The organism is Sporolactobacillus putidus, assembly GCF_014647035.1.
Taxonomy (GTDB): domain Bacteria; phylum Bacillota; class Bacilli; order Bacillales; family Sporolactobacillaceae; genus Sporolactobacillus; species Sporolactobacillus putidus.
Window position 1 is genome coordinate 216,065 of sequence record NZ_BMOK01000003.1, and the last position, 21,868, is coordinate 237,932.

The 21,868-nt window shown below is 49.0% G+C and carries 24 protein-coding genes and 1 riboswitch; of the genes, 18 read left to right on the plus strand and 6 right to left on the minus strand.

All coding sequences use genetic code 11. The features are described from left to right. Positions 1-186: 186 nt before the first annotated feature. From IEX81_RS05175 to IEX81_RS05235, 13 genes are all read left to right on the plus strand, one after another. Complete coding sequence (locus IEX81_RS05175; RefSeq protein ID WP_229727479.1) at positions 187-528, plus strand: nucleotide pyrophosphohydrolase; 342 nt, start codon at positions 187-189, stop codon at positions 526-528. Positions 529-530: 2 nt separating this feature from the next. Then, positions 531-1,340 (plus strand): 4-hydroxy-tetrahydrodipicolinate reductase, encoded by an 810-nt coding sequence (gene dapB / locus IEX81_RS05180; protein ID WP_188802001.1) that lies wholly within the window; start codon positions 531-533, stop codon positions 1,338-1,340. 144 nt (positions 1,341-1,484) lie between these two features. Then, positions 1,485-1,898, plus strand: a complete 414-nt coding sequence (locus IEX81_RS05185) for a methylglyoxal synthase (RefSeq protein WP_188802002.1) — start codon at positions 1,485-1,487, stop codon at positions 1,896-1,898. A gap of 55 nt (positions 1,899-1,953) precedes the next feature. After that, positions 1,954-3,168, plus strand: a complete 1,215-nt coding sequence (locus IEX81_RS05190) for a CCA tRNA nucleotidyltransferase (protein ID WP_188802003.1) — start codon at positions 1,954-1,956, stop codon at positions 3,166-3,168. Continuing rightward, positions 3,129-4,121, plus strand: coding sequence for a biotin--[acetyl-CoA-carboxylase] ligase (locus IEX81_RS05195; RefSeq protein ID WP_229727480.1), 993 nt, complete (start codon positions 3,129-3,131; stop codon positions 4,119-4,121). The genes IEX81_RS05190 and IEX81_RS05195 overlap by 40 nt, the downstream gene beginning before the upstream one ends. 330 nt (positions 4,122-4,451) lie before the next feature. Beyond that, positions 4,452-5,336: a pantoate--beta-alanine ligase gene (gene panC / locus IEX81_RS05200; protein ID WP_188802104.1), complete on the plus strand. Its 885-nt coding sequence runs from the start codon at positions 4,452-4,454 to the stop codon at positions 5,334-5,336. Between the two features lie 3 nt (positions 5,337-5,339). Then, the gene (gene panD / locus IEX81_RS05205; RefSeq protein ID WP_188802004.1) at positions 5,340-5,723 is read left to right on the plus strand and encodes an aspartate 1-decarboxylase; all 384 of its coding nucleotides are present in this window, start codon (positions 5,340-5,342) and stop codon (positions 5,721-5,723) included. 192 nt (positions 5,724-5,915) lie between these two features. Further along, a complete protein-coding gene (locus IEX81_RS05210) occupies positions 5,916-6,395 on the plus strand; it encodes a cell wall elongation regulator TseB-like domain-containing protein (protein WP_188802005.1) in 480 nt (159 codons plus the stop codon). A 58-nt stretch (positions 6,396-6,453) separates the two neighbouring features. After that, on the plus strand, positions 6,454-7,638 hold the full coding sequence (locus IEX81_RS05215; protein ID WP_188802006.1) for a pyridoxal phosphate-dependent aminotransferase: 1,185 nt from the start codon (positions 6,454-6,456) through the stop codon (positions 7,636-7,638). A 141-nt stretch (positions 7,639-7,779) separates the two neighbouring features. Continuing rightward, on the plus strand, positions 7,780-9,072 hold the full coding sequence (gene asnS, locus IEX81_RS05220; protein WP_188802007.1) for an asparagine--tRNA ligase: 1,293 nt from the start codon (positions 7,780-7,782) through the stop codon (positions 9,070-9,072). Between the two features lie 179 nt (positions 9,073-9,251). Beyond that, positions 9,252-9,950, plus strand: coding sequence for a DnaD domain-containing protein (locus tag IEX81_RS05225; protein WP_188802008.1), 699 nt, complete (start codon positions 9,252-9,254; stop codon positions 9,948-9,950). Positions 9,951-9,965: 15 nt separating this feature from the next. After that, positions 9,966-10,646, plus strand: coding sequence for an endonuclease III (gene nth, locus IEX81_RS05230; protein WP_188802105.1), 681 nt, complete (start codon positions 9,966-9,968; stop codon positions 10,644-10,646). After that, complete coding sequence (locus IEX81_RS05235; RefSeq protein ID WP_188802009.1) at positions 10,621-11,142, plus strand: YpoC family protein; 522 nt, start codon at positions 10,621-10,623, stop codon at positions 11,140-11,142. Before nth ends, IEX81_RS05235 begins: the two co-directional genes overlap by 26 nt. A gap of 124 nt (positions 11,143-11,266) precedes the next feature. Here IEX81_RS05235 and IEX81_RS05240 read toward each other — a convergent pair whose 3' ends face one another. Together IEX81_RS05240 and recU are read right to left on the minus strand one after the other, a co-directional pair. Next, positions 11,267-13,597, minus strand: a complete 2,331-nt coding sequence (locus IEX81_RS05240) for a transglycosylase domain-containing protein (protein ID WP_229727481.1) — start codon at positions 13,595-13,597, stop codon at positions 11,267-11,269. 130 nt (positions 13,598-13,727) lie between these two features. Then, entirely contained in the window at positions 13,728-14,333 is a 606-nt protein-coding gene (gene recU, locus IEX81_RS05245) for a Holliday junction resolvase RecU (RefSeq protein WP_188802011.1), read from the minus strand. A 287-nt stretch (positions 14,334-14,620) separates the two neighbouring features. On the opposite strand from recU, the gene IEX81_RS05250 reads away from it, so the two are divergent. Both IEX81_RS05250 and IEX81_RS05255 read left to right on the plus strand, forming a co-directional pair. Continuing rightward, the gene (locus tag IEX81_RS05250; protein ID WP_188802012.1) at positions 14,621-14,911 is read left to right on the plus strand and encodes a hypothetical protein; all 291 of its coding nucleotides are present in this window, start codon (positions 14,621-14,623) and stop codon (positions 14,909-14,911) included. A 101-nt stretch (positions 14,912-15,012) separates the two neighbouring features. Beyond that, positions 15,013-15,405, plus strand: a complete 393-nt coding sequence (locus IEX81_RS05255) for a YppE family protein (RefSeq protein ID WP_188802013.1) — start codon at positions 15,013-15,015, stop codon at positions 15,403-15,405. On the opposite strand, the gene IEX81_RS05260 is transcribed toward IEX81_RS05255, so the two are convergent. The 4 genes from IEX81_RS05260 to kdsA form a co-directional block, all read right to left on the minus strand. Next, positions 15,406-15,609 (minus strand): hypothetical protein, encoded by a 204-nt coding sequence (locus tag IEX81_RS05260; RefSeq protein WP_188802014.1) that lies wholly within the window; start codon positions 15,607-15,609, stop codon positions 15,406-15,408. It lies immediately after the preceding gene. A gap of 130 nt (positions 15,610-15,739) precedes the next feature. Next, a complete protein-coding gene (locus IEX81_RS05265; protein ID WP_188802015.1) occupies positions 15,740-16,297 on the minus strand; it encodes a hypothetical protein in 558 nt (185 codons plus the stop codon). A 241-nt stretch (positions 16,298-16,538) separates the two neighbouring features. Beyond that, entirely contained in the window at positions 16,539-17,570 is a 1,032-nt protein-coding gene (locus tag IEX81_RS05270; protein WP_188802016.1) for a KpsF/GutQ family sugar-phosphate isomerase, read from the minus strand. Positions 17,571-17,589: 19 nt separating this feature from the next. Further along, positions 17,590-18,432 carry a 3-deoxy-8-phosphooctulonate synthase gene (kdsA, locus tag IEX81_RS05275; protein ID WP_188802017.1) on the minus strand — a complete coding sequence of 281 codons (843 nt, stop codon included), beginning with the start codon at positions 18,430-18,432 and terminating at the stop codon, positions 17,590-17,592. 275 nt (positions 18,433-18,707) lie between these two features. Continuing rightward, positions 18,708-18,805: riboswitch (TPP riboswitch) on the plus strand. A gap of 121 nt (positions 18,806-18,926) precedes the next feature. Here kdsA and IEX81_RS05280 point away from each other — a divergent pair. The 3 genes from IEX81_RS05280 to IEX81_RS05290 are packed head-to-tail and all read left to right on the plus strand — an operon-like array spanning position 18,927 to position 21,754. Continuing rightward, positions 18,927-19,520, plus strand: a complete 594-nt coding sequence (locus tag IEX81_RS05280; RefSeq protein WP_188802018.1) for an ECF transporter S component — start codon at positions 18,927-18,929, stop codon at positions 19,518-19,520. Continuing rightward, positions 19,504-21,012: an ABC transporter ATP-binding protein gene (locus tag IEX81_RS05285; RefSeq protein ID WP_188802019.1), complete on the plus strand. Its 1,509-nt coding sequence runs from the start codon at positions 19,504-19,506 to the stop codon at positions 21,010-21,012. Before IEX81_RS05280 ends, IEX81_RS05285 begins: the two co-directional genes overlap by 17 nt. Further along, positions 20,954-21,754, plus strand: a complete 801-nt coding sequence (locus IEX81_RS05290; RefSeq protein ID WP_188802020.1) for an energy-coupling factor transporter transmembrane component T family protein — start codon at positions 20,954-20,956, stop codon at positions 21,752-21,754. Before IEX81_RS05285 ends, IEX81_RS05290 begins: the two co-directional genes overlap by 59 nt. Positions 21,755-21,868 lie beyond the last annotated feature (114 nt).

A 21,868-nucleotide genomic window follows, 5' to 3' on the forward strand; every position in this document is an offset into this window, starting at 1 on the left:
GAAATTGAGAAGCAATAACACCGTTTTCATCAATTGAAAACAGTGGTATGATAGCTTTGCCGAATCTTTTTGCAAATGCCGGATTGTGTTCGATACAAGAAGGGGCAGCGGCTTTATTGCCGCGTTTTTGGCAACGCTCCTCTTTTTCGCTACAATAGAAGAGAGAAAAATCTGGAGGAATCGGACTTGGAGAAAAAAACGATTGAGGCACTTCAGCAAGAAGTTGATGGTTACATCAGCCAGTTTAAGGAAGGCTATTTTTCCCCGCTCGCGCTCATGGCCCGTCTTACGGAAGAACTGGGCGAACTCGCCCGGGAAGTCAATCATTATTATGGGGAGAAAAAGAAGAAAACGACTGAGGCTGAAAGAACGGTTGAAGAAGAACTGGGTGATCTGCTGTTCGTTGTGATCTGCATGGCGAACAGTTTACATATCGATCTTGGCGCCGCACTTGAAAAAGATCTGGACAAGTTCCGGACGCGCGACAAAGGTCGCTGGACAAAGAAAACAGACGAAGGGGCGAAATGAAGATGGCGGAAGAAAGACCAATCCGTGTGGCCGTTGCCGGTCCAAGGGGAAGAATGGGTTCGGAGACGATCCGAATGATTGCTTCGGCACCGGAGTTTATATTGGCTGCGGCAGTTGATCACGGCCATGACGGGGAGCGGGTCGGCAGCCTTCCGGGACTTCCGGAGCTTGATGCGCGTATTTATGCCGATATTGCAGACTGTTTTTCAGTGGAAGAGCCGGACGTGCTGATTGATTTTACCAATCCGGAGGCAGGAAAGCGGAATCTGCAGTCGGCCATTGAGTTCGGTGTGCGCCCCGTAATCGGGACATCGGGTTTTTCCAATGAGGATGTTGCCGATTATCAGAAACAGATGGCTGATAAGAAACTCGGCGGGATCATCGCGCCCAATTTTGCGATCGGGGCCGTTCTGGTCATGAAGTTCAGCCAAATGGCCGCAAAGTATTTTCCGGATGTTGAAATTATCGAGCTGCATCACGACAAAAAGAAAGACGCTCCGTCCGGGACGGCTGTCAAGACAGCTGAACTGATTGAAAAAACAAGGCAGCCGAAAAAACAGGGTGCTCCTGATGAGAGAGAGACATTAAAAGGCGCACGCGGTGCGGATATTGATGGCATGAGGATCCACAGTGTCCGCCTTCCCGGACTGATCGCTCATCAGGAAGTGCTGTTCGGCGGAAAAGGCGAGCTGCTGACGCTGCGCCATGACTCGATGGACCGGGCGTCCTTCATGACCGGCGTTGGCTTCGCGATTAAAGAGGTCATGTCTCTGGATTCGCTGGTTTACGGGCTGGAAAATATACTGAATTAAGCTGCTCCGCTACAGAATAAACATAAGTCTGCAGTTCTAGATCATTCATAAAGAGTCTGTTCGAAAAGGAGGACCAAAAAAGCTGAGAATGCAATTTTTCTTTGACTTTTCGAACATCCGCAAAAAGAGGAGAGGGATTGCGTGATGAAAATAGCGCTCATTGCTCATGACAAGAAAAAGCCTGAAATGATCGAGTTTGCGATTGCTTACAAGTACATTCTGGAAAAGCATGAACTTTATGCGACCGGGACAACCGGTCAAAAAGTCATGGAGGCGACGGGTCTGAAAGTGCACCGGTTCCAGTCCGGGCCGCTCGGCGGCGATCAGCAGATCGGCGCGATGATCGCTTCAAATGAAATGGACATGGTGATCTTTATGCGGGATCCGCTGACGGCCCAGCCCCATGAACCGGATGTTAATGCGCTTCTTCGACTAAGCGATGTGTACAGGATTCCGCTCGCAACAAATATGGCCTCCGCTGAAATTCTGATGCACGCACTGACGCGTGGTGAATTTCACTGGCGTGAACTGGAACACTTGAAAAATAAACAGAAATGATTGGCTTTGCCGGCACTTTACGGCCTGCAGAGAACAGAAAAATGAGGTGTCTTCCTTGTCATTTCCCTTTGCAAAAGCGGCCGGTATTCTGGATACGCTGACGGCGCACGGCTTCGAAGCCTATGTCGTCGGCGGTGCAGTCCGCGATTATCTGCTTGACCGGCCGGTACATGATATTGATATTGCAACGTCGGCGCATCCTGCTGACGTTGTCGCTTTATTTAAACGGACCATTCCTGTAGGCATTGAACACGGGACGGTCGTCGTTCTCAGCAGCGGAACTAACTTTGAGGTGACGACATACCGTTCAGAGAGCGGATATGACGATTATCGCCACCCAAATCAGGTTGTTTTTGAAACGACACTGGAAAAAGATCTGATGCGGCGCGATTTTACGATCAATGCTTTAGCGATGGACCGTTCTGGAAGGGTCATTGATCTCTTCGGAGGCCGGGATGATCTGGCGCGCGGACTGATCCGAACAGTGGGCAGGCCTGAAGAGCGGATCTCCGAAGATCCGCTGCGAATGATGCGCGGGATACGTTTCACTTCTGAACTTAGTTTCACACTTGGACAAGCGGAACTGGCTGCCTTCAAGGACCGTTCGCTGCTTCTGAAAAAGATTTCCGTGGAACGGATTGATCAGGAAATGACGAAACTCCTGGCCGGCCGCTCGGTGAACAAGGCCATCGGGCTGCTTTTTGAGACAAAGTGTTTCGATGCGCTGCCGTTTCCTGAACAAGCTGCAGACAGGAGGGCTCTTGAGAGGGTGCGTTTTTCGATTCTGAAGACGGACGCCGAGCGCTGGACGGCTTTTCTGACAGCCCTTCGAATTTTTGATTTACACGCTTTTGCCCGGGTGTGGAACTGGTCGCGGTCAAGAGAGAAGACTGTGTCCGCGCTGCAGAAATACGACGCGGTCAGAAAAAGAGACGGCTGGAATCCGGTACGTGTCTATTATGCCGGCACTGAACTTGCCAAATCGGTTGAGCGGCTCCAGGTAGCCTTTGGTAGAGCGGATACCGCCTCTCTCGCAGGAATGGAGCGGGACATCGACAGTCTCTGGAAAACCTGCCGGATACACCAGCGCGGGGAACTGGCAGTGACCGGGAACGATCTTCTAAAATGGTCTTCCGAGCATCCCGGACCCTGGCTGTCCGAGGCACTGGCAATGCTTGAAAAACAGGTGATTACAGGATCCGTTGCGAACGAAATGGAGGAGATCGAATCGTGGTTCAAAGCATGGCAAAAACAAAGAAAGCCGTCCTGAAAATGCTTTATGAAAATCAGGACCGGTTTCTGTCGGGGCAGAAGATATCTGAGTCTATCGGCTGTTCACGTACAGCAGTCTGGAAACATATAAAAGAACTCGAAAATGACGGATACCGGATTCAGGCCATTCAGAAAAGCGGCTATAAGCTGGTCGCGGCTCCCGAGGGATTAAATGAAGCCGCCTTGTCGGCTGGACTGAAAACAGAAACGATCGGACGCTCGATTTGTTTCTTTGAAACAATCGGGTCGACGCAGAAGGAAGCTCTGGCGCTTGCCGATGAAGGCGCCGCGGACGGCACCGTGGTGATTACCAATGAACAGTCGGCGGGACGCGGGCGTCTCGGGCATACATGGCAGTCTTCACGGGGAACGAACATCGCCATGAGCCTGATTCTCCGGCCGGATCTTCCAATTGATCGTACCCCCCAGCTGACCCTCGTAACCGCTGTTGCGGCGGTGGAGGTGATCGAAGAGCAAACCGGTGTCTCATGCGGAATCAAGTGGCCGAACGATATCATTTATGAGGGCAGGAAGCTGGTCGGCATTCTGACCGAACTGCAGGCGGAAGCGACATTTGTCAAAGCGGTGGTGATCGGCATCGGCATCAATGTCAATACAGATCCTAGTGCTTTGCCGGGCGATGTCAGGCGGCAGGCGGCATCTCTTAAAGCGATCACTGGCAAGAGCTATGATCTTGTCGCCTTTGTCCAGGCCTTCTTGCAAAAATTTGAGGAACTCTATCGGCTTTTTCTTCGGGAAGGTTTTTCGGCGATCAAGCCGAAGTGGGAAAAGCGGGCCATAAGTCTTGGAAAGAAAATCAAGGTCAGGCAGCCAGGCGGAACAACGATCGAAGGCGTCGCTCTCGGGATCAACGACGAGGGTGTGCTGCTTCTTGAAGATGCGGATAAAGAGATCACCCGTGTCTATTCCGCCGATATTGAATGGTCATGACGATTCCGCCCGTCTGATCTAAAGTGTTCGGGAACAGGAAGGCACTGCCGGCGAAAAAAAACGGCGGTTTTGCTATAATGAGATTGTGTCAACAACCCGAACCCTTTATTTTAGGGCTGCATGTCCGTAGGATAGCGGTACTTGGGGGGAGGACTTGATGCAAAAACAGAATAAAGTCTGCCATGATCCGGTTACGGACGTGGACGGAGGGCCGGCGAAGCCGGGTAATGCCTTTGCCGCCTGATTTTAGGTTGAGGCTGTGCGCCGGACCGGACCTCCTCAGGACAAGAGGAGGAAAACAGAACGATGGAATCAGTTCAGAAAAAAAGGATGCTCCGCATCAAATCGCCTGAAGACATGGCGCGATTTGTAAAGGAACAGAAAAAAGCAGGCAGGACCGTTGGCTTTGTTCCGACCATGGGGTTTCTGCATGAAGGACACCTGTCACTTTTTCAAAAAGCGGTGGAAACATCAGATTGTGTCATAGCCAGTGTCTTTGTCAACCCGACACAATTTGGCGAACGTGAGGATTATATCAACTATCCGCAAGATACGGAGCGTGATGCCCGGCTTGCGGAAGAGGCTGGCGTAGATGCACTCTTTCTTCCTGATGAGTCCGCGGTCTATCCAAACGGCACGGCAGTGACCGTGAAAGTCAATGAAAAAACCGATGTGCTATGCGGCAGGAGCCGGCCGGGACATTTCGATGGTGTGGCAACCGTTTTGACCAAATTATTCACGATCGTGCAACCGGATCACGTTTATTTCGGGATGAAGGACGCGCAGCAAGTGGCGGTCGTCAGCAGCTTGATACAGGCATTTCATTTCCCGGTAAAAATGATCCCGTGTCCGATTGTCCGCGAACCGGACGGCCTCGCCAGGAGTTCGCGCAACGTCCGGCTCAATGCCGATGAAAGAAAGGAAGCCGCGGAACTCCGCAAGGGGCTTGAGCAAGGCATGAAGACTTTGAAACAGGGAGAACGGGATTTTGAAAAAATAGCGGACGCCGTCCGGTCGTACTATCGCGGCCATCTGAAACTCGGTAAAATCGATTACGTCGACGTCCTGAATTATCCGGACCTGAAAAGAAACGGTACCGTGCTGTCGGGACGCTTTATCATTGCCTGCGCCGTCCGCTACGGGCGCGCGCGACTTATTGACAACATAACCGGCAGTACTGCGGCACTTTTTTCAGAAAAAGAAGGGGAGGTCTGACTGATGCTGAGACCTTTTCTGAGATGCAAGATTCACCGTGCGACGGTGACTGACGCGGATCTGAATTATACCGGCAGTATTACGATCGATGAAACGATTCTGAAAGCCGCAGGTCTTCTCCCCAATGAGAAAGTTCAGGTGGTCAACAATAATAACGGCGCACGGCTTGAAACCTATATCATTTCCGGGCAGCCCGGATCAGGAGTCGTCTGCCTGAACGGTGCGGCTGCAAGACTCGCACAAAAGGGTGATATTGTCATTATAATGGCGTACGCTCTGATGAATGAAGAAGAGCTGTCAGAAAATGATCCGGTCGTCGTTCTTTTGGATGAGCATAACCAAGTGAAGCAGCTTCTTAAAGGCGAGAAACCCATGCAGATCCTTTAAACTATGATCCCGGAAATGGAATTTACATTGCCCGTCTTGCATTTCTTATTTATAATGTTTACGATTAATTTGGTTTAGTCTAACAGACTGAATCAAAGGTTTAGAATTCTTATTTCCCTCATTTGCGGGATTTCCGTTCTTTGTTTGAACAACAAAGAGCGGTTCCGCAGATACATAAATAAAGGTGATCAGATGAAAAATTGGATAATCATTGGCCTTCCTGCCGTGGTATTGTTCGCTGGCTGGGGCTCCCTGCAGTTATACAACAGCAATATGAACTATAAAAACGGGCTGTCCGGTAAAGCCGTTGCCAAAGCGGATCAACAGTCGCACCCGGATAAGATTGAATCGGTCACCTATTATAATGGCACGGAATCTTATCAGGTCATTAAGGGAAAGAGAAATGGCGTACAGATGTATTTCTGGGTGCCGGACAGCAAGAAAGGCGTCTATTTTACGCGAGTTGTAAAAAACGGGATCACGAGCCGTCAGGCTCTTCAGATTCTGGCAGGGATGCATCTGGATGTTAAAACAGTCCTCGCTGTTCGGCTAGGTGCGATTCAGACCACTCCGATCTGGGAAATTACATTCCTGAACAGCCGCGGTAATTACAATTATGTTTCAATCAATTTTGACAACGGCAAAGAGGCACAGCGTATCCTGAATATTTAACTTTTGATATTCATGCAAAATAGGAAGAAATATAACAGCAAAAAGGGAGGAATAAACGATGCAGCTGGCAAAAAGGGTGGAGACCATCACGCCTTCGAGTACGCTGGCGATAACGGCGAAAGCGGGCGAACTCGCCGCCAGGGGCTATGACGTGATCGGTCTCGGGGCCGGTCAGCCTGATTTCAACACGCCGAATTTTATCATCGACGCAGCCATGGACGCGGTGAAAGCCGGACACACGAAATATACACCAACGGCAGGCCTGCCTGCGCTTAAAGAAGCGATCATCGGTAAACTGAAACGCGATCAGGGATTTGACTACCAACCTACTGAGATCATTGTCGGAAATGGCGCGAAGCATGTCCTTTACCTGCTGTTTCAGGCGCTTCTTAATCCCGGTGATGAGGTCATCATCCCCGCCCCTTACTGGGTGAGCTATCCCGAACAGGTGAAGCTGGCAGGCGGCGTGCCGGTGTCCATTCCCGCAACCCAGGAGCAGCACTTTAAAATAACGGTTGACGATCTTGAGAAAGCCGTCACGGAGAGAACGAAAGCGGTCATCATCAATTCGCCGAGCAATCCGACAGGGATGATTTATACACGTGACGAACTTGAGCCGATCGCCGGATATTGCCTGGATCACGACATCCTGATCATTTCGGACGAAATCTATGAAAAACTGATCTATAACGGAAATTCCTTCAACTCTATTGCGCAAATTTCCGATCAGGTCAAGGCGCAGACGATCGTCATCAACGGCGTCTCCAAATCGCATGCGATGACGGGCTGGCGGATCGGTTATGCCGCCGGAGACTCAAGACTGATAAAGGCGATGACGAATATTGCGAGCCACAGTACGTCCAATCCCGCATCCGTGTCTCAGTATGCGGCGATTGCGGCATATAATGGTTCTCAGGAGAGCGTTGAGGAGATGCGTCAAGCATTTGAGAAGCGCCTGAACGCGGTTTACGACCGATTGACTTCTATGCCGGGAGTCACTTGCGTCAAACCGCAGGGAGCCTTTTATCTGTTCCCGAATATTCAGGAAGCAAGCCATGCCTGCGGTTTCGATCGGGTTTCGGACTGGGTCTCGGCCCTGCTCGAGGAAGAAAAGGTGGCGGTCGTACCCGGCGAAGGATTTGGCGCACCGGAACACATCCGCCTGTCCTATGCGACCTCGCTCGAAAAATTCGAAAAAGCCTTGGACAGAATAGAACATTTTATTAAAACGCATCAGAAATAAATCAGGTAAAGGAAAACTTGGGGAAGTCAAGGTTCAGAAGACAGCTGAGCCTTAGTTTTTCTTATGCTAAATTCCGCTAATCTTCTTTATACTTTCTTATTTGTATTTGTACAAGGTTAAACCATGGGGGTCTTTAAGAAAATGAAAGCAACGATTGCTGAAGTAAAAAATTATGTTGGCCGGGAGGTTACAATCGGAGCATGGCTTGCAAATAAACGGTCCAGCGGGAAAATTCAATTTCTCGAACTTCGGGACGGAACTGGGTACATTCAGGGTGTCATCCTGAAAAATGAGGTGAGTGAAAAAGATTGGGAAGAAGCCAGAGAGCTGACCCAGGAAAGTTCATTGTACGTCACAGGAACGGTTCGCGAAGACAAGCGCGCTCCTTCAGGATTTGAGCTCACCGTCTCCTCTGTTGAACCCATTCAGATTGCGAATGATTACCCGATTACGCCGAAGGAACATGGTGTCGAATTTCTGATGGATCATCGCCATCTTTGGCTAAGATCAAGCCGCCAGCATGCGATTCTAAGAATCCGCAACATGGTCATTAAAGCGACGTATGACTTTTTTAATGATCACGGCTTTATCAAAGTTGATCCGCCAATATTGACCGGCAGCTCTGCTGAGGGGACAACCGATCTGTTCCATACGAAATATTTTGACCGTGATGCCTATCTGTCGCAGAGCGGCCAGCTTTATATGGAAGCCGCGGCGATGGCCTTCGGAAAAGTGTTTTCTTTCGGACCGGCTTTCCGGGCGGAAAAATCCAAGACACGACGCCATCTGATCGAATTCTGGATGATTGAACCGGAAATGGCCTTCGTTGATCATGAAGAAAATCTGAAGGTTCAGGAAAATTACGTCGCATACATTGTTCAGGAAGTGCTGAAAAATTGTCAGCCCGAACTAAAGACAATCGGCCGAGACACATCGAAACTCGAAAAAATCAAGGCGCCATTCCCGAGAATCACGTATGATCAGGCGATTGAATTTTTAAAAGAACAAGGTTTTGACGATATCGAATGGGGCGATGACTTCGGCTCTCCGCATGAAACGGCGATTGCCGAGCGTTTTGAAGTTCCGGTTTTCGTTACGGAATATCCGACAGAGGTTAAAGCGTTTTATATGAAGCCTGTCCCCGGCCGCGAGGAAGTCGTTCTGTGTGCCGATCTTCTCGCTCCGGAAGGCTACGGGGAAATCATCGGAGGCAGCCAGCGTATCGACGACCTCGAACTGATGGAGGAGCGTTACAGACAGTTCCATCTGACGGATCCGTCCTATGAATGGTATCTGGAACTTCGTAAATACGGCTCCGTACCGCATTCAGGTTTCGGGTTGGGATTGGAGCGGGCGATTGCCTGGATTTGCGGACTTGAACACATCCGCGAGGCGATCCCGTTCCCGAGATTGCTTAACCGAATTTACCCGTGATCAGACAGCCTAATGACAGACGGACCGGTGGAAAAATCACAGACGATTTTTTCACCGTTTTTTTTTTTGCTAAGATGAGTCTCTAACACCGGGCGGACTTACCATTGTCCTGTCAAAGCTGTGCCGGATTCATTTTTTTTCATTTTAATCATGATATAATGGTCCGTGAGGTGTCGAATATGGATAAAAAGTTCATGCTGAATCTTCTGATGAAAGGCGATATCAATATTCCGGCTTTGCTTATTGAGCATTATCACGCGATCGGACTGGATGAACAGGAATGCATGATACTGATTCAGGTTCATTCTTTTATTATAAAAGGTGATGATTTTCCCACTTTTGATGACTTGGCCCAAAGGATGACTCTTGATGAGACGGCGTGTGCCGACATGCTTCGCCGGCTAATCCAGCATGGGTTCCTGTCCATTGTTCAGAAAACGGAAAATCAGATTTACTCTGAAGCCTATTCTCTTCTGCCGCTCTGGGACAAGCTGCTGAACTATGCCTATGGAAAGGAGAGCGAGGCTTCAGAAAAGGAGAGTGAAAAAGCGCTTTATACAATTTTTGAACATGAATTCGGCCGTCCGCTCTCGCCGATTGAGTGTGAATCTCTGGCCATGTGGATGGATGAAGATCACCATTCACCGCAGCTGATCAAAGCCGCGCTCCGTGAAGCCGTTGTTTCAGGCAAACTGAATTTCCGTTATATCGATCGGATCCTGTTTGACTGGAAGAAGAATGGAATAAAAACGCTGACTCAGGCGAAGGAGCATGGCGAGAATATCAGACGCCATCAACAGCTGCCGAGGCAAGGAAGAGGAAATGAGAATCCAAAAAAACCGAAAATGCCTGCCTATGACTGGCTGGATAAAGGCTGAGAGGGGGTGGAGTCCATTCTGAATCAGAGCCAGATTGACTTCGCGCTTGAGACCATCGGGGAGATGTTCCCGAATGCGCATTGCGAGTTGAATCACCGGAATCCCTTTGAACTGGCGATCGCCGTCATGCTGTCGGCCCAGTGCACCGACGCCTTGGTCAATCGTGTCACGCCGGGTCTTTTTGAGAAGTATCATACACCGGAAGACTATCTTTCCGTCCCGTTGGAAGAACTGCAAAATGATATACGGTCGATCGGGCTTTATCGCAATAAAGCGAAACACATCCGGCAGATGTGCGAACGGTTGATTGAGGATTATGACGGGGAGCTTCCCCGAAATCGTGAGGAACTGATCAAGCTTCCCGGAATCGGCCGCAAGACGGCCAATGTGATTGTGTCCGTCGCGTTTGGAGAGCCGGCGCTTGCCGTCGATACGCACGTCGAACGCGTGACGAAACGGCTTGGCATCTGCCGCTGGAAAGACAGCGTTCTTGAAGTTGAAAAAACGCTGATGCGACGGGTACCGCGTGAGAAGTGGTCGGAAACGCATCATCGCCTGATCTTTTTCGGCCGTTATCACTGTAAAGCACAGGCTCCTAAATGTCCGGAATGTCCACTGCTTGATCTCTGCAGGGAAGGACGGAAGCGAATGAAGGGAGGAGATCTTGCTGTTGCACAGGAGCGAAACGATGCTTGAAGTACCCGCAGCTTTTTGCTTTCCTCCGTTTTATAGAAAACAGGATCAAATCACATTCTCCGACATCGTTATGGCCGGAACGGAGCTGCCTTTCTTTTATGACATCTTGTTTATCGAAAAGCCTTCAGCACTTTCTTCATGGCCGTGGGAGCAATCCCCTCAGGAATTCAATAATAACTGTTCCGACAGGCGCAGTGAAATCGCCGAGGCGTTCCGAAAGCGCGACCGAAAACGGGCCGGGAAACCGATGATTCAGTCGCTGGCACTTTTTATCGATCTGGCCATTTGGTCATCCGGGAAACCGGTGGAGACCTTGTCGCCGAGTCATCTGATGGCAAAAATAAAAAGCCTGCCGTATGCCCCGCTTAACATTGAGGGAAGGCTTTCCTATATCATAAAACAGCCCGATCATTATCTTTCGTTCATACAGCTGAATCAGTTGGAAGAAGAGCTGAAGAAAAAACTTGCCGTTTATTTTTCTAAGAAAAAAGAATAAAGAAGGCGTCTCATAGATATTTCGACTATGAGACGCCTTCTTTTTATTTCATCAACAATGATCAATTAAAATTTGAGAATCCAGCTGATCCTTGAATAACAACTCTTGGACAGCCTCTGCGGTTTTATTGTCCGTTCTGAGAAGGACCATTGTTCTGATTTTGATTAGTTTTTGGTGGATTTCCTTGATTCGGATTCCCGGGTACCGGAGTGATCGGAGCTCCGCCTTGAGAACCTGAAGGGGAAGACCCGTCCGATCCGCCCTGGCTGCTTGAACTGTTCGAGCTGCTGGAACTGCTCGAACTTACCGAGCTGCTTGAGCTGGATGAACTGCTTGAGCTGCTCGAACTATTATTATTTGTATTTTGGGGCGGCTGATTCTGCTGCTGCCGTGTCAGATAGTTCAAAGCCTCGCTTGAATTTTTGATCGCAAGTTCGCCACCGATATTAACAACGGAACTCGGCCGTGTAAAGTCCGGCGTTCCCGGCATAAAGCCGCTCATAATGTCACGGAAAATAATCTGAGCGTACCGTTGTTCATTGGGACCAAGATAAGTTCCGTAATTTGGATCGCTTGGCTTGTTCTGATTGACGTCGTATCCGGTCCAGACGGCCGCAGTCAGCCTGCTTGTATAGCCGACAAACCACGCATCAAGCGCGCCGTGACTCTGGTTATACGGTGAAATCTGGTACTGCTGTGCGTATTTGTCGTCGATGTTTTGTGTCCCTGTCTTACCTGCGAGCGGAACGCCCGGTATATTCGCAGTTGTTCCGGTTCCGGAAGTCATAACGCTCTTCAGCATATCGGTAACCATATAAGCTGTATAATCGTGCATCGCCACATGCCGTGTATGATCAAGATTAATGACTTCACCGTCCGGAAAGACAACTTTTGTTACGGCGTAGGGCTGGTTATAGACACCGCTGTTTCCAAACGCAGCGTAAGCTCCCGACATCTGCAGAGGCGAGGAGAAGAACGGCCCGATCGCGTAAGATTGATAAATACTTTTAAAATTAAATCCCAGATTGTTCGCAAACGAGCGGACATTCGAAACACCGTTTGGCATGTTGAGCAAAGTCTGCATCGTCTGAACTGCAGGAGCATTCCGGGATAAAGCCAGCGCCCGGCGCATTGTCATTTTGCCCATGTATTGTCCGTCCCAGTCGGAGACGGAGACTCCCTGCGAGCCTGCTTGTGTGTAATAGGTTTTTGTATCATCCACCTGATGATCGGTCGCCCAGTTCAGATATTCAATCGCGGGGCCATAATCCATAATGGGTTTAGCGGTTGAGCCGATACTGCCAGTATTAATATATGACCAGTTTGTATTGAGATATTGATAGTTTCGCCCGCCGCCGAGCGCACGGATTGCCCCCGTCTGAGTATCGATCACGGCCACACCGGCTTGAAAATTTTTCTGGACATTGGGAAAGTTATTGCTGTTGTTTAGGATATCTTCCGTCTGCTGCTGAATGGCGGGATCGAGTGTCGTGTAAATTTTAAGACCGCCCGAATCAAATTGTTTATCGGTGACGATCTTTTGGTCGTTGACAAGCGCTTTACGGACATAGTCCACAAAAGAACTGTATTGTCTGTTGCTGACCGGAATGTCATGATGATCTTTAGTCATTTCTTTCATTGGAACGCTCTTGGCTTTTGCGGCCTGAGCCGGTGTAATGGCGTTGTACTTGGCCATGAGGTCGAGAACCAGGTCGCGTCGCGCTTTTGCCTGAACAGGATGAAGAATCGGATCATAGTAGCCCGGATTCTGCGTCATTCCTGCGAGCATTGCGGCCTGCTCCAGGGTGACATTCTGAATGGGGCGCCCGAAGAATCTTTCTGATGCAGCCGCCACACCGTAAGTAGGGCCCTCGCCCAAATAAATGTTGTTCAAGTACATTTCAAGAATTTGCTTTTTAGTATATTTTTTTTCCAGCTGAACCGCCAGATAAGCTTCCTGAATCTTTCTTGTAAATGTTTTATTCTGAGTGAGCAGGGCATTGCGCACAACTTGTTGCGTGATTGTGCTTCCGCCCTCCGATTTATAGCCGTTGGTAAACTGGGCAACAGTCGCCCCAAGAATACGGATCGGATCGATCCCGAAATGCTGGTAGAAGCGGACATCTTCTGTAGAGATAAAGGCATCCTGTACCACAAGCGGAATCGAATTGATACTCGTGTACATCCTGTTCTGGCCGGTATCCACATTTGTTGCTTTATTGCCGTTCTGATCATAAATGACGGATGATACCTGATTGCGGAGTGCATCTGCATTCAGCGGCGGAGCATTTTTGATTACCGCAAGCACGGTAACCGCACCGGCCAAAAGTAAAAATAAGAAAACAAGAGACAAAATGAGCAGGATGCGCTTAAACCATCGTCTTTTTTTGCCTCCTCCCTTCGAAGATTTTTTCCTATTTTGTGTTTGAGACTCATTTGCCTTCAGCTTTTCCATTTCAGCTGACCGCCGTCTCTCCATGCGCGAGTGATATTCAACCATGTTAAAAATCCTACCTTTCCGGAAAGCCTGTCCCATGGGTATTACGCTTCATATTATTCGAGCGAACCGGGAGATTATGACCAGCTTAAAAGTATACATCATTAACGACGCGAAGGTAATCAATTCGCGGCAAATAATTTTGCGGAATGAGAAATCCTTTTTTTTGAAACAGCGTTTTCGGCATCGACTTGCGGCCGCCTTTACGCTGCGAGGCGTTCCAGCTTTCAGCCAGATTTCCCGCGTCCAATAAGTATACTTCATCGGTCTGAGTGAACCTGACGATAATAAAACCGATTCCTCCGTGCCGCTTGATCCGCTCCATATGCTCGACCTGATGGCTGTGAAAGTTCTTTAAAGGAATATAATTGGCGTGTGTGGTTTCTTTTGCTTCAAAATCGATGTATTTTCCTTTGTAGACTCCATTATAGTCCGTTGTCGAGGCTTTGCGAAAATAGGCTTCGGTTATTTTTGCGGCGCTGCGTTTGGGATAGTCGACATGAACGATCTGAACAGGTGTCGGTTTTTTATAGATGATGGCCCGGTCTGCGTCTCTGTAGTACTGATTGGTCGCATTCAGATCCTCTTCAAGGGTCATACCGCGATGGCCATAGACGACTGATCCCGGCGGCATATGCTCCGCACGGTTCCCCGATTCTCTATATGGCTGTCCGTTCGGATAAAATAATGTCAAATGATAAAGACTCCTTTCCAAAAACTCGTGAAACTTTTCCAATATTTCTTGATAACAAATTGTAATATCTTTACCACAGTATACCAAAATGAACGCCGGTCGTGTGATGATTTGTGCACAAACAAACATGTATTCCCCATGATTGGCCGGATATTTTGACAAATTTATAATATCCGGACAGATCTTCACTAGTTTTGCCGGAGTTGTTCGAGTTCTGTCGGACAAGCAGGGTTTCCATAATCTCCTCTAGAAAATCTAAGCAATACAGCGGGAAAGAAGGTTAACCAATGAGCAGGTTTAGAGTGGTTGATACACGAAAAGGGTTGTCGGCACAGGTGTTTGATTATAAAATGGACTTCCTGTTAATGGAACTGGAGCAGTTGGACAATAAATTGGTTCGAAAAACCGAGGAAATGATCGGAGAACAGTTCAGCAATTGCCGCGGGAAACTGCTCCGGATCGGCAGTGAAATGGCGTGTATGAATCGTTCGGTTGAAAGTCTCGAAAAAAATTTGGATGCCTTCTTTAAAGCAACAGCCAAGACGGCGCTGCCGGAGTCGCAAATGGCAGCTCCTTAAAGAGAATAAACGGCAGCCAAGGTTAATGATGCACGGGAAATGTTTTTCTTCAGAACCCATGGTACACTGATAGGGGCGGATTTTTTTAGAGGTGACGTAAAATGAGAGAAGAAGAGAGCAGCCGGCTGAAGCAGCTGACCGCCGAATTGAAAGAAAAAAACCGGGAAGCGTATGAGCAATTTGTGAGTCGGACGAGCCGGCCGGGTTACAAAAACGATTTCTACGGCGAAGTGAAGCCGTTCGCCGACCGTGTACAGCTGCTGATCGATGCTTGGCGGCCTCTTGCTGAGGACTGGGTGAGCAGCAAAAAACCGAAATACGTCTTTCCAATACAAATAAAAGATACGTACGATAACCTGGCGATTGTCTGCGTTACTGCATTTCAGACAGATACACGCAGGCGCCGCTTTATTGAAACGATTAAAGCTGTTGATTACGTTTTGGAAAATATCCTCGGACAAATTGAGCAAGACAGGGATTTTTCCGGATTCTGATCAGCCATTCATATGAATGAAAGACCCCAGCACGAACAAGAAATAGGGAACACCAAAAAGGATCATGATCCAGTACATAATAGAAGCAATCGTTTCAAAAGATCTTTCTGCAGGCAGCCATTCCATCCTTCCGGCAAACTGTTTTAAGCGTCCGGACCATTCCCTCTGTTTTTCATGAATCGGTGTTGTGGTCATCTTCTCCATAATTTGCCCTCCTCGCGGCTTTGTTTTCTATCAATTTATGGCTTGTCTCTCTTTTTTATTCCTTCCTAGTGAAGGACGGGGGAGACAATATAACGACCAAAAAGTAAAGTGCGGCCTGCGGCCATCGACGCTAGCGACGGATAGTACTTTTCAGTTCCTCAAGCGATTGACCATCCAGTTCTTTAAACCCTTCATAAAGAGCGATGATTTTCCCGCCATAGACGGGGTAGACGGCGCTGAATCCGCCATTCAGTGTATAATAGCGCTTATCACCGTATTCTTTCAGAAAGAGGACGTAGTCCCCGTCTGCAAGAGGACCTGTATAGAGCGCATTCATTGGATCGTCGGGCCGTGGAAGCGGCTCGACACCCGTTGTCAGAAGATAGGCGGGAGAGGGAGCCGTTCCTCTGTACGTGTTCAGAATGTGAATCTCCTGTCTCGAATTGACCAGTCTCCGGTTTGGAGGCAGGGTTCTTCCCGTCTCCCATTTGTTGATCCTGACATCAAGGTGCGCATAAACAATAAGATCCGAGGTTGCGACCAGTGATCGGAAGTCCGGATTCCGCTCCGTTACGATGATTTTCGTTGGAAAGGGTTGGGCCGTAACCTCGTTTGATATCGAGAGACAGGAAACCAGGACTAATCCGGTCAGAATAGAGATTTGCAACAAGCGCGAAGAAACAGTCATTGGTGATTCTCCGTTTCCATGAAGTGGCTTTCTATTAGAATTGGCGGGAGTCGCAAATATTATCCGTCATTCAGGACGCAAAATAACCCCGCGGCTTTCGCCCGGGGCAATCTGAATACCGGAATGCATGCAGCGGCACTGACTTTTAATCCATAGCCTTAAGACGGCTGTGTCGATTGTCTCGCGGACCGAACCTCTCTTCGATTCATTCTGCGAAATGATCGACTAAGATGCTTGACGATTAAAGGCCGATCCGTGTCAGATCCTGAATTCGGATGATGGCGATCGGCTCGCTCTCTCCGGAGCTCACGACAGGAAGGACGTTGATATCCTTTTCTTCCATTAAATGCAGGGCTTCAGCGGCCAACTGGTCTGTCGTCACATAATACGGATCGGTTGTGTAAATCTCACTGATGGTCTGATCCCATGAAATGTTGCCGTTCGACAAGGCTTTCCGAATGTCGCCATCGGTCAGGATGCCGATCAGCCGATTTTCTTCATCAACAATGGAGACCGCGCCGATCCCGCTGTCGGTCATTCGGAACAGCACTTCCTTTACCTTGGCGTTTTGATGAGCGACCGGATGTGTTCTGCTGATGGTGCGAATGACGCCCTTGACCGTCAACAGCAGCTTTTGGCCAAGAGAGCCTCCAGGATGGAAAACGGCAAAATCTTCAGGCTTGAAATCGCGGACGTCCAGCAAAGCGACAGCTAGGGCATCACCCAGTATGAGCGTCGCCGTTGTTGTCGATGTCGGTGCGAGACCGAGCGGACATGCTTCTTCAATAGCTCCGGTATCAATGGACACATTGGAAAGCCTGGCAAGAGTGGAGCGGGCATTCCCTGTAATAGAGATGAGTTTTGCACCGATGCGCCGGACCGATGGAAGAATCCGCAGCACTTCCTGCGTCTCACCGCTGTTGGAAATCGCAAAAACGATATCGTTTCTCGTAATCCTGCCCAGATCTCCGTGCAGTCCTTCCGCGGGATGAAGAAAGAACGAAGGTGTGCCCGTGCTGGCAAGCGTCGAAGATATTTTCCTCCCGATGATTCCGGACTTGCCCATCCCGGTAATCACAACGCGGCCTCTGCAATTCAGGATCAGACTGATCACTTCCTGAATCGTCTTCGGGTCAATCCTTTTTTTCAGTTTCAGCACTTCGCGGATTTCCGTATCAAATGTCCTCTTGAACGAATCCATGTACGCTTCGGTATTTTTCAGACGCGTTTCAATGACATAGTTGATTCTGCCTCTCTCAGTGTTCGGGTTCATAGACAAACCTCCCCTTGTATTAAACGTGTTCCACTGCGTTAAGGTTGCGGACGATGGCATCGATTTCCCGGAGCGGTTTCAACGTTTCTTCCAGATTTTCAAGTTTCACCATGTTCGGTCCGTCAGACCATGCCTGATCCGGATCCGGATGCACTTCCATAAAAACGGCATCCACTCCAGCCGCCACGGCGGCACGTGATAGATAGGGGACAAATTCGCGTTTTCCACCCGTCGATGTGCCGTTTCCGCCGGGAATCTGAACACTATGCGTGGCGTCAAAGATCACCGGGTAACCATACGAACGCATCGTCGGAAGCGAGCGCATATCGACGACGAGATTATTGTAACCGAACGATGCACCGCGCTCGGTCAGCATGATGTTCGTATTACCGGCTTCCTCAAGTTTTGTAATGACATTTTTCATGTCCCATGGCGCGAGGAACTGGCCTTTTTTTACATTGATGATTTTCCCGGTTTGCGCTGCAGCGACCAGTAAATCGGTCTGGCGACAGAGAAACGCGGGAATTTGTAATATATCGAGCACGTCACCTGCGGGAGACGCCTGATTGGCTTCATGAATATCCGATGTAAGAGGAACTCCGATTTTTTCTTTGACTTTGCTCAGAATTTCGAGTCCCTTTTCCAGACCCGGACCGCGCCTGGAATAGATCGACGAACGGTTGGCTTTGTCATATGAGGCTTTAAATACGAAGGGGATACCGAGATGATCGGTAACTTTTTTGATTGCGTCCGCTGTTTTCAGGACGAGATCTTCGCTTTCGATCACGCAGGGACCGGCAATCAGAACGAAAGGCTCATTTTCTCCGAAACGGATCGTTTCATTTAATCGAATCGTTTTCACTCACATCACCTCAAATTTTATTTTCTGGTTTTTCGACTTAAACGAAGGACGGTTCGCGGCATTCGAAAAATTTTTTCCCTCCTTTCACTGCTTTATGTCAATGACGGTATGGTTTTCTATTCCCGATTTGTATGGCCGCTAAACCTGTTTTTCTAAAATAGTGAAAAATATTTTCATTCCCGCTCATGAAACAACACTTTATGACGATTAATTGAACGTTCTATCTTGACCATTATTTGGAGGCGTAGTATGGTTAAAGTGTTAAATGAATAGCGTTTGTCCACTAGGGGAGCATTTCGCTGAGAAGGGCATGGCCCTGACCCTTGGACCTGATCTGGATAATACCAGCGTAGGAAAGTGGTTTTGAAGTTCTTCAGGCAGCTGCCGCTTTCTTTTGTATACGAGAAAGCGGTTTTTTGTGCTTTTGAATTCTTCCGGCCCGAGGATACGCTCTTTTAGAAAATAGGGGATGAACGCAGACAGGGGAGAGTTACATGAAAAAAAGTAAGAATAGCAAACTGAATTTGACGGATATTCTGGTCACGATTGTAGTTGCCTTGGTATTCGGACTGGTTTTCCGGGTCTTGGAGCCTGTGTATAATGTATTGCAGCCGCTCGGTCTGCATCTCGACGCACTCCTTTACGGCATCTGGTTTATCGCCGGTCCTTTTGCAGCCCTGCTGATACGGAAACCAGGTGTGGCACTGCTTGCCGAAGTTGCCGCCTCAATGGCCGAAGTGCTTTTCGGAGGAAGCGGCGGAATCATTAATTTTTATTATGGAATCGTTCAGGGACTGTTCTCTGAAGCCATTTTTGCCGCCTGGCGCTACCAGAAATTCACAATCACTGTTTCGGTGCTTTCCGGCGTCGCGGCAGCACTCGGTTCATTTATTATCGATCTGTTCTATGGCTATCTGGCGGATCTTGCCGGATGGAACCTGACTTTGAGCATCATTTTCCGTCTCATTGGGGGCGCCTTGCTGGGCGGAGCATTTTCCGATGTGCTCGTTAAGGCCCTGGAGAAGATGGGTGTGACCAATCTCGTTCGTCCGGTAACGAAGGATGACTATGATGTCCTTAAAAAGTAATCCGGATCGGTGGGGGGTCACGAACCTGCGTCTGGCTTTCCCCAAAAAACAAAACATGTTTTTCAAGGATTTGACGTTTCACTATCAAAAAGGAGAAAAAATTTTACTGCTTGGTCCGTCCGGAAGCGGGAAATCAACGCTTCTTCAGGTATTGTCGGGACTCGTTCCGAAAAGTATTGAGCTGCCGATGAAAACTGACAAGCTGTCCGTTCCGGAAAGCTGGGGGTTTATTTTTCAGGATCCGGATACGCAGTTCTGTATGCCCTATGCCGATGAGGAAATCGCATTCGTTCTTGAGAACAGGCGTATTCCAAGAGAAGACATGGCCCGACTGATTCGTCATTATCTGCAAATGGCCGGTCTCTCGTTCGCAAATCCCCATCAGCTGATCAGCTCGCTCTCTGGAGGGATGAAACAGCGGCTTGCGACAGCCAGTATACTGGCCCTAGAGCCTGATATCCTTTTTCTTGACGAACCGACGGCATTGCTGGATCCAGCGGGAACTGAGCAGCTTTGGCAGACGGTGCAGCGCATCGGCAAGGACCGTACGGTTCTGATTGTTGAACACAAGATCGATCAGGTGCTTGACTTTGTTGAACGGATCGTGCTTTTTGATGACAGCGGACGGATCATTGCGGACGGGCCAAAATCCGACGTGCTTCATCATCACAAAAAGGAACTGGATGATTATGGCATTTGGTATCCGGGGGTCTGGCACGCTTTCGAAAAAAAAAATCCCGGCAATCATTCGAAAAATTCCATGGCCGCAAAACCGCTGCTTGAATTGGACGATTTTCATGTCTTCCGCGACAGGCAAGTTAAATTTTCACTTTCCCACCTGATCATTCACGAGGGCGAGTGGGTCGCGATTATCGGAGAAAACGGCGCAGGAAAAAGTACAATGGTCGAAGGCATCATGGGACTGGTCCGCCATCGCGGAAAAGTACACTGGCATCTCAAAAATCCTGCCGATGAGGTCGCTTTTGTGTTCCAAAATCCGGAATATCAATTTGTGACCGACCGGGTGGATGATGAACTGGGGTTCAATCTCGTTCTGAAAAAAAGAAACAGGGACGAAATCAACGAACGCGTGGATCAGACGCTTACCCAGTTTTCGCTTTCGAACCAGCGGCTGCAGCACCCTTTTCAGCTCTCCGTCGGTCAGAAAAGGAGACTGAGTGTCGCCTCCTCTTTGATTGATAATCCAAAAGCAGTTATTCTGGACGAACCGACCTTCGGGCAGGATGCTCGCAACACATTTGCCTTGTTGGATTTATTCCAGAAGCTGAGACAGAAGGGGACCACCGTACTGATGATTACCCATGAAATGGAAGTTGTCCGCCATTTTGCGACGCGTGTTCTGCGAATCGAAAAAGGGCGGCTTGTCGAGGACTTCCTGCAGGTGCCGGACAATGACGGAAAGGGGGGAGTGAATGGTCACGCTTTGGACGAACACGGACAGGCTGTTTTTCAAAATCAATCCTTCCTTTAAATTCTTAATCAGTGTTTCTCTTTTCGTTGTTTACCTGGTTGTGCATAACTTAAACAGCATGATTTGGGCCACTGTTCTTTTCATCGTCCTCTTTTTACTCGTGAATGGTTTCTCGGGACGGTTTTCCTTCTGGATTGTGCTGCTCACCCTGATCGTATCGATGTTCAGCGCGGGAGCGATGATCCTGTTCGGGCAGGGCACGCATGTCCTGTTCCACTGGTATTTGATTGAGATTACTGAGGAAGGTCTTGCCCGGGGCATTCTGATTGGTCTGAGAACATTTATCTTCAGCATCATCGGAATGATCATGGCTTCAACAACTCTGCCTGTTCCGTTTTTCTATTCACTCATGCAGCAGCTCAAGGTTCCGGTCAGATATGCTTACGGCTGTCTGGCGGCGTTCCGGATGCTTCCGATGATGTCGGAAGAGTTCGTACATGTCAGGCAGGCGATGGTCGTCCGCGGCATGACCCGGAAAAAGGGTGTACGCGCCCTGTACGATCGGACAAAACGTTATGCCTTGACGATGCTTGCTCAGTCGATCCGCCGCGCTCAGCGGACGGCTGTTGCCATGGAGGCCAAACGCTTCTCCATGACCGAAACTCGGACCTACTATTACGAGATCGGCTGGAGCCGTTATGATCTGTATTTCCTGGCTCTGATCCTGTGCACGGTCGCCTTTGGCTTTCTTCTTTCCAACTGGATGCCGCTGACCCCGTTTACAAATGTAATCGACAATTAACGGAAAATGCCTTGCTTCTAAGTGCAGGTGCAGGATGAATAACCTGAGTTCCCGAGGGTGTCTCAAAAGTCAATTTGACGTGAGACACCCTTTTAATAAACTAATAAAGCATCT

Coding starts and splice junctions, on each gene's coding strand:
- dapB (WP_188802001.1), top strand. CDS start 531: ATGGCGGAAGAAAGACCAATCCGTGTGGCCGTTGCCGGTCCAAGGGGA.
- IEX81_RS05185 (WP_188802002.1), top strand. CDS start 1,485: ATGAAAATAGCGCTCATTGCTCATGACAAGAAAAAGCCTGAAATGATC.
- panC (WP_188802104.1), top strand. CDS start 4,452: ATGCTCCGCATCAAATCGCCTGAAGACATGGCGCGATTTGTAAAGGAA.
- panD (WP_188802004.1), top strand. CDS start 5,340: ATGCTGAGACCTTTTCTGAGATGCAAGATTCACCGTGCGACGGTGACT.
- IEX81_RS05210 (WP_188802005.1), top strand. CDS start 5,916: ATGAAAAATTGGATAATCATTGGCCTTCCTGCCGTGGTATTGTTCGCT.
- IEX81_RS05215 (WP_188802006.1), top strand. CDS start 6,454: ATGCAGCTGGCAAAAAGGGTGGAGACCATCACGCCTTCGAGTACGCTG.
- asnS (WP_188802007.1), top strand. CDS start 7,780: ATGAAAGCAACGATTGCTGAAGTAAAAAATTATGTTGGCCGGGAGGTT.
- IEX81_RS05225 (WP_188802008.1), top strand. CDS start 9,252: ATGGATAAAAAGTTCATGCTGAATCTTCTGATGAAAGGCGATATCAAT.
- IEX81_RS05240 (WP_229727481.1), bottom strand. CDS start 13,597: ATGGAAAAGCTGAAGGCAAATGAGTCTCAAACACAAAATAGGAAAAAA.
- IEX81_RS05250 (WP_188802012.1), top strand. CDS start 14,621: ATGAGCAGGTTTAGAGTGGTTGATACACGAAAAGGGTTGTCGGCACAG.
- IEX81_RS05255 (WP_188802013.1), top strand. CDS start 15,013: ATGAGAGAAGAAGAGAGCAGCCGGCTGAAGCAGCTGACCGCCGAATTG.
- IEX81_RS05260 (WP_188802014.1), bottom strand. CDS start 15,609: ATGGAGAAGATGACCACAACACCGATTCATGAAAAACAGAGGGAATGG.
- IEX81_RS05265 (WP_188802015.1), bottom strand. CDS start 16,297: ATGACTGTTTCTTCGCGCTTGTTGCAAATCTCTATTCTGACCGGATTA.
- IEX81_RS05270 (WP_188802016.1), bottom strand. CDS start 17,570: ATGAACCCGAACACTGAGAGAGGCAGAATCAACTATGTCATTGAAACG.
- IEX81_RS05280 (WP_188802018.1), top strand. CDS start 18,927: ATGAAAAAAAGTAAGAATAGCAAACTGAATTTGACGGATATTCTGGTC.
- IEX81_RS05285 (WP_188802019.1), top strand. CDS start 19,504: ATGTCCTTAAAAAGTAATCCGGATCGGTGGGGGGTCACGAACCTGCGT.
- IEX81_RS05290 (WP_188802020.1), top strand. CDS start 20,954: ATGGTCACGCTTTGGACGAACACGGACAGGCTGTTTTTCAAAATCAAT.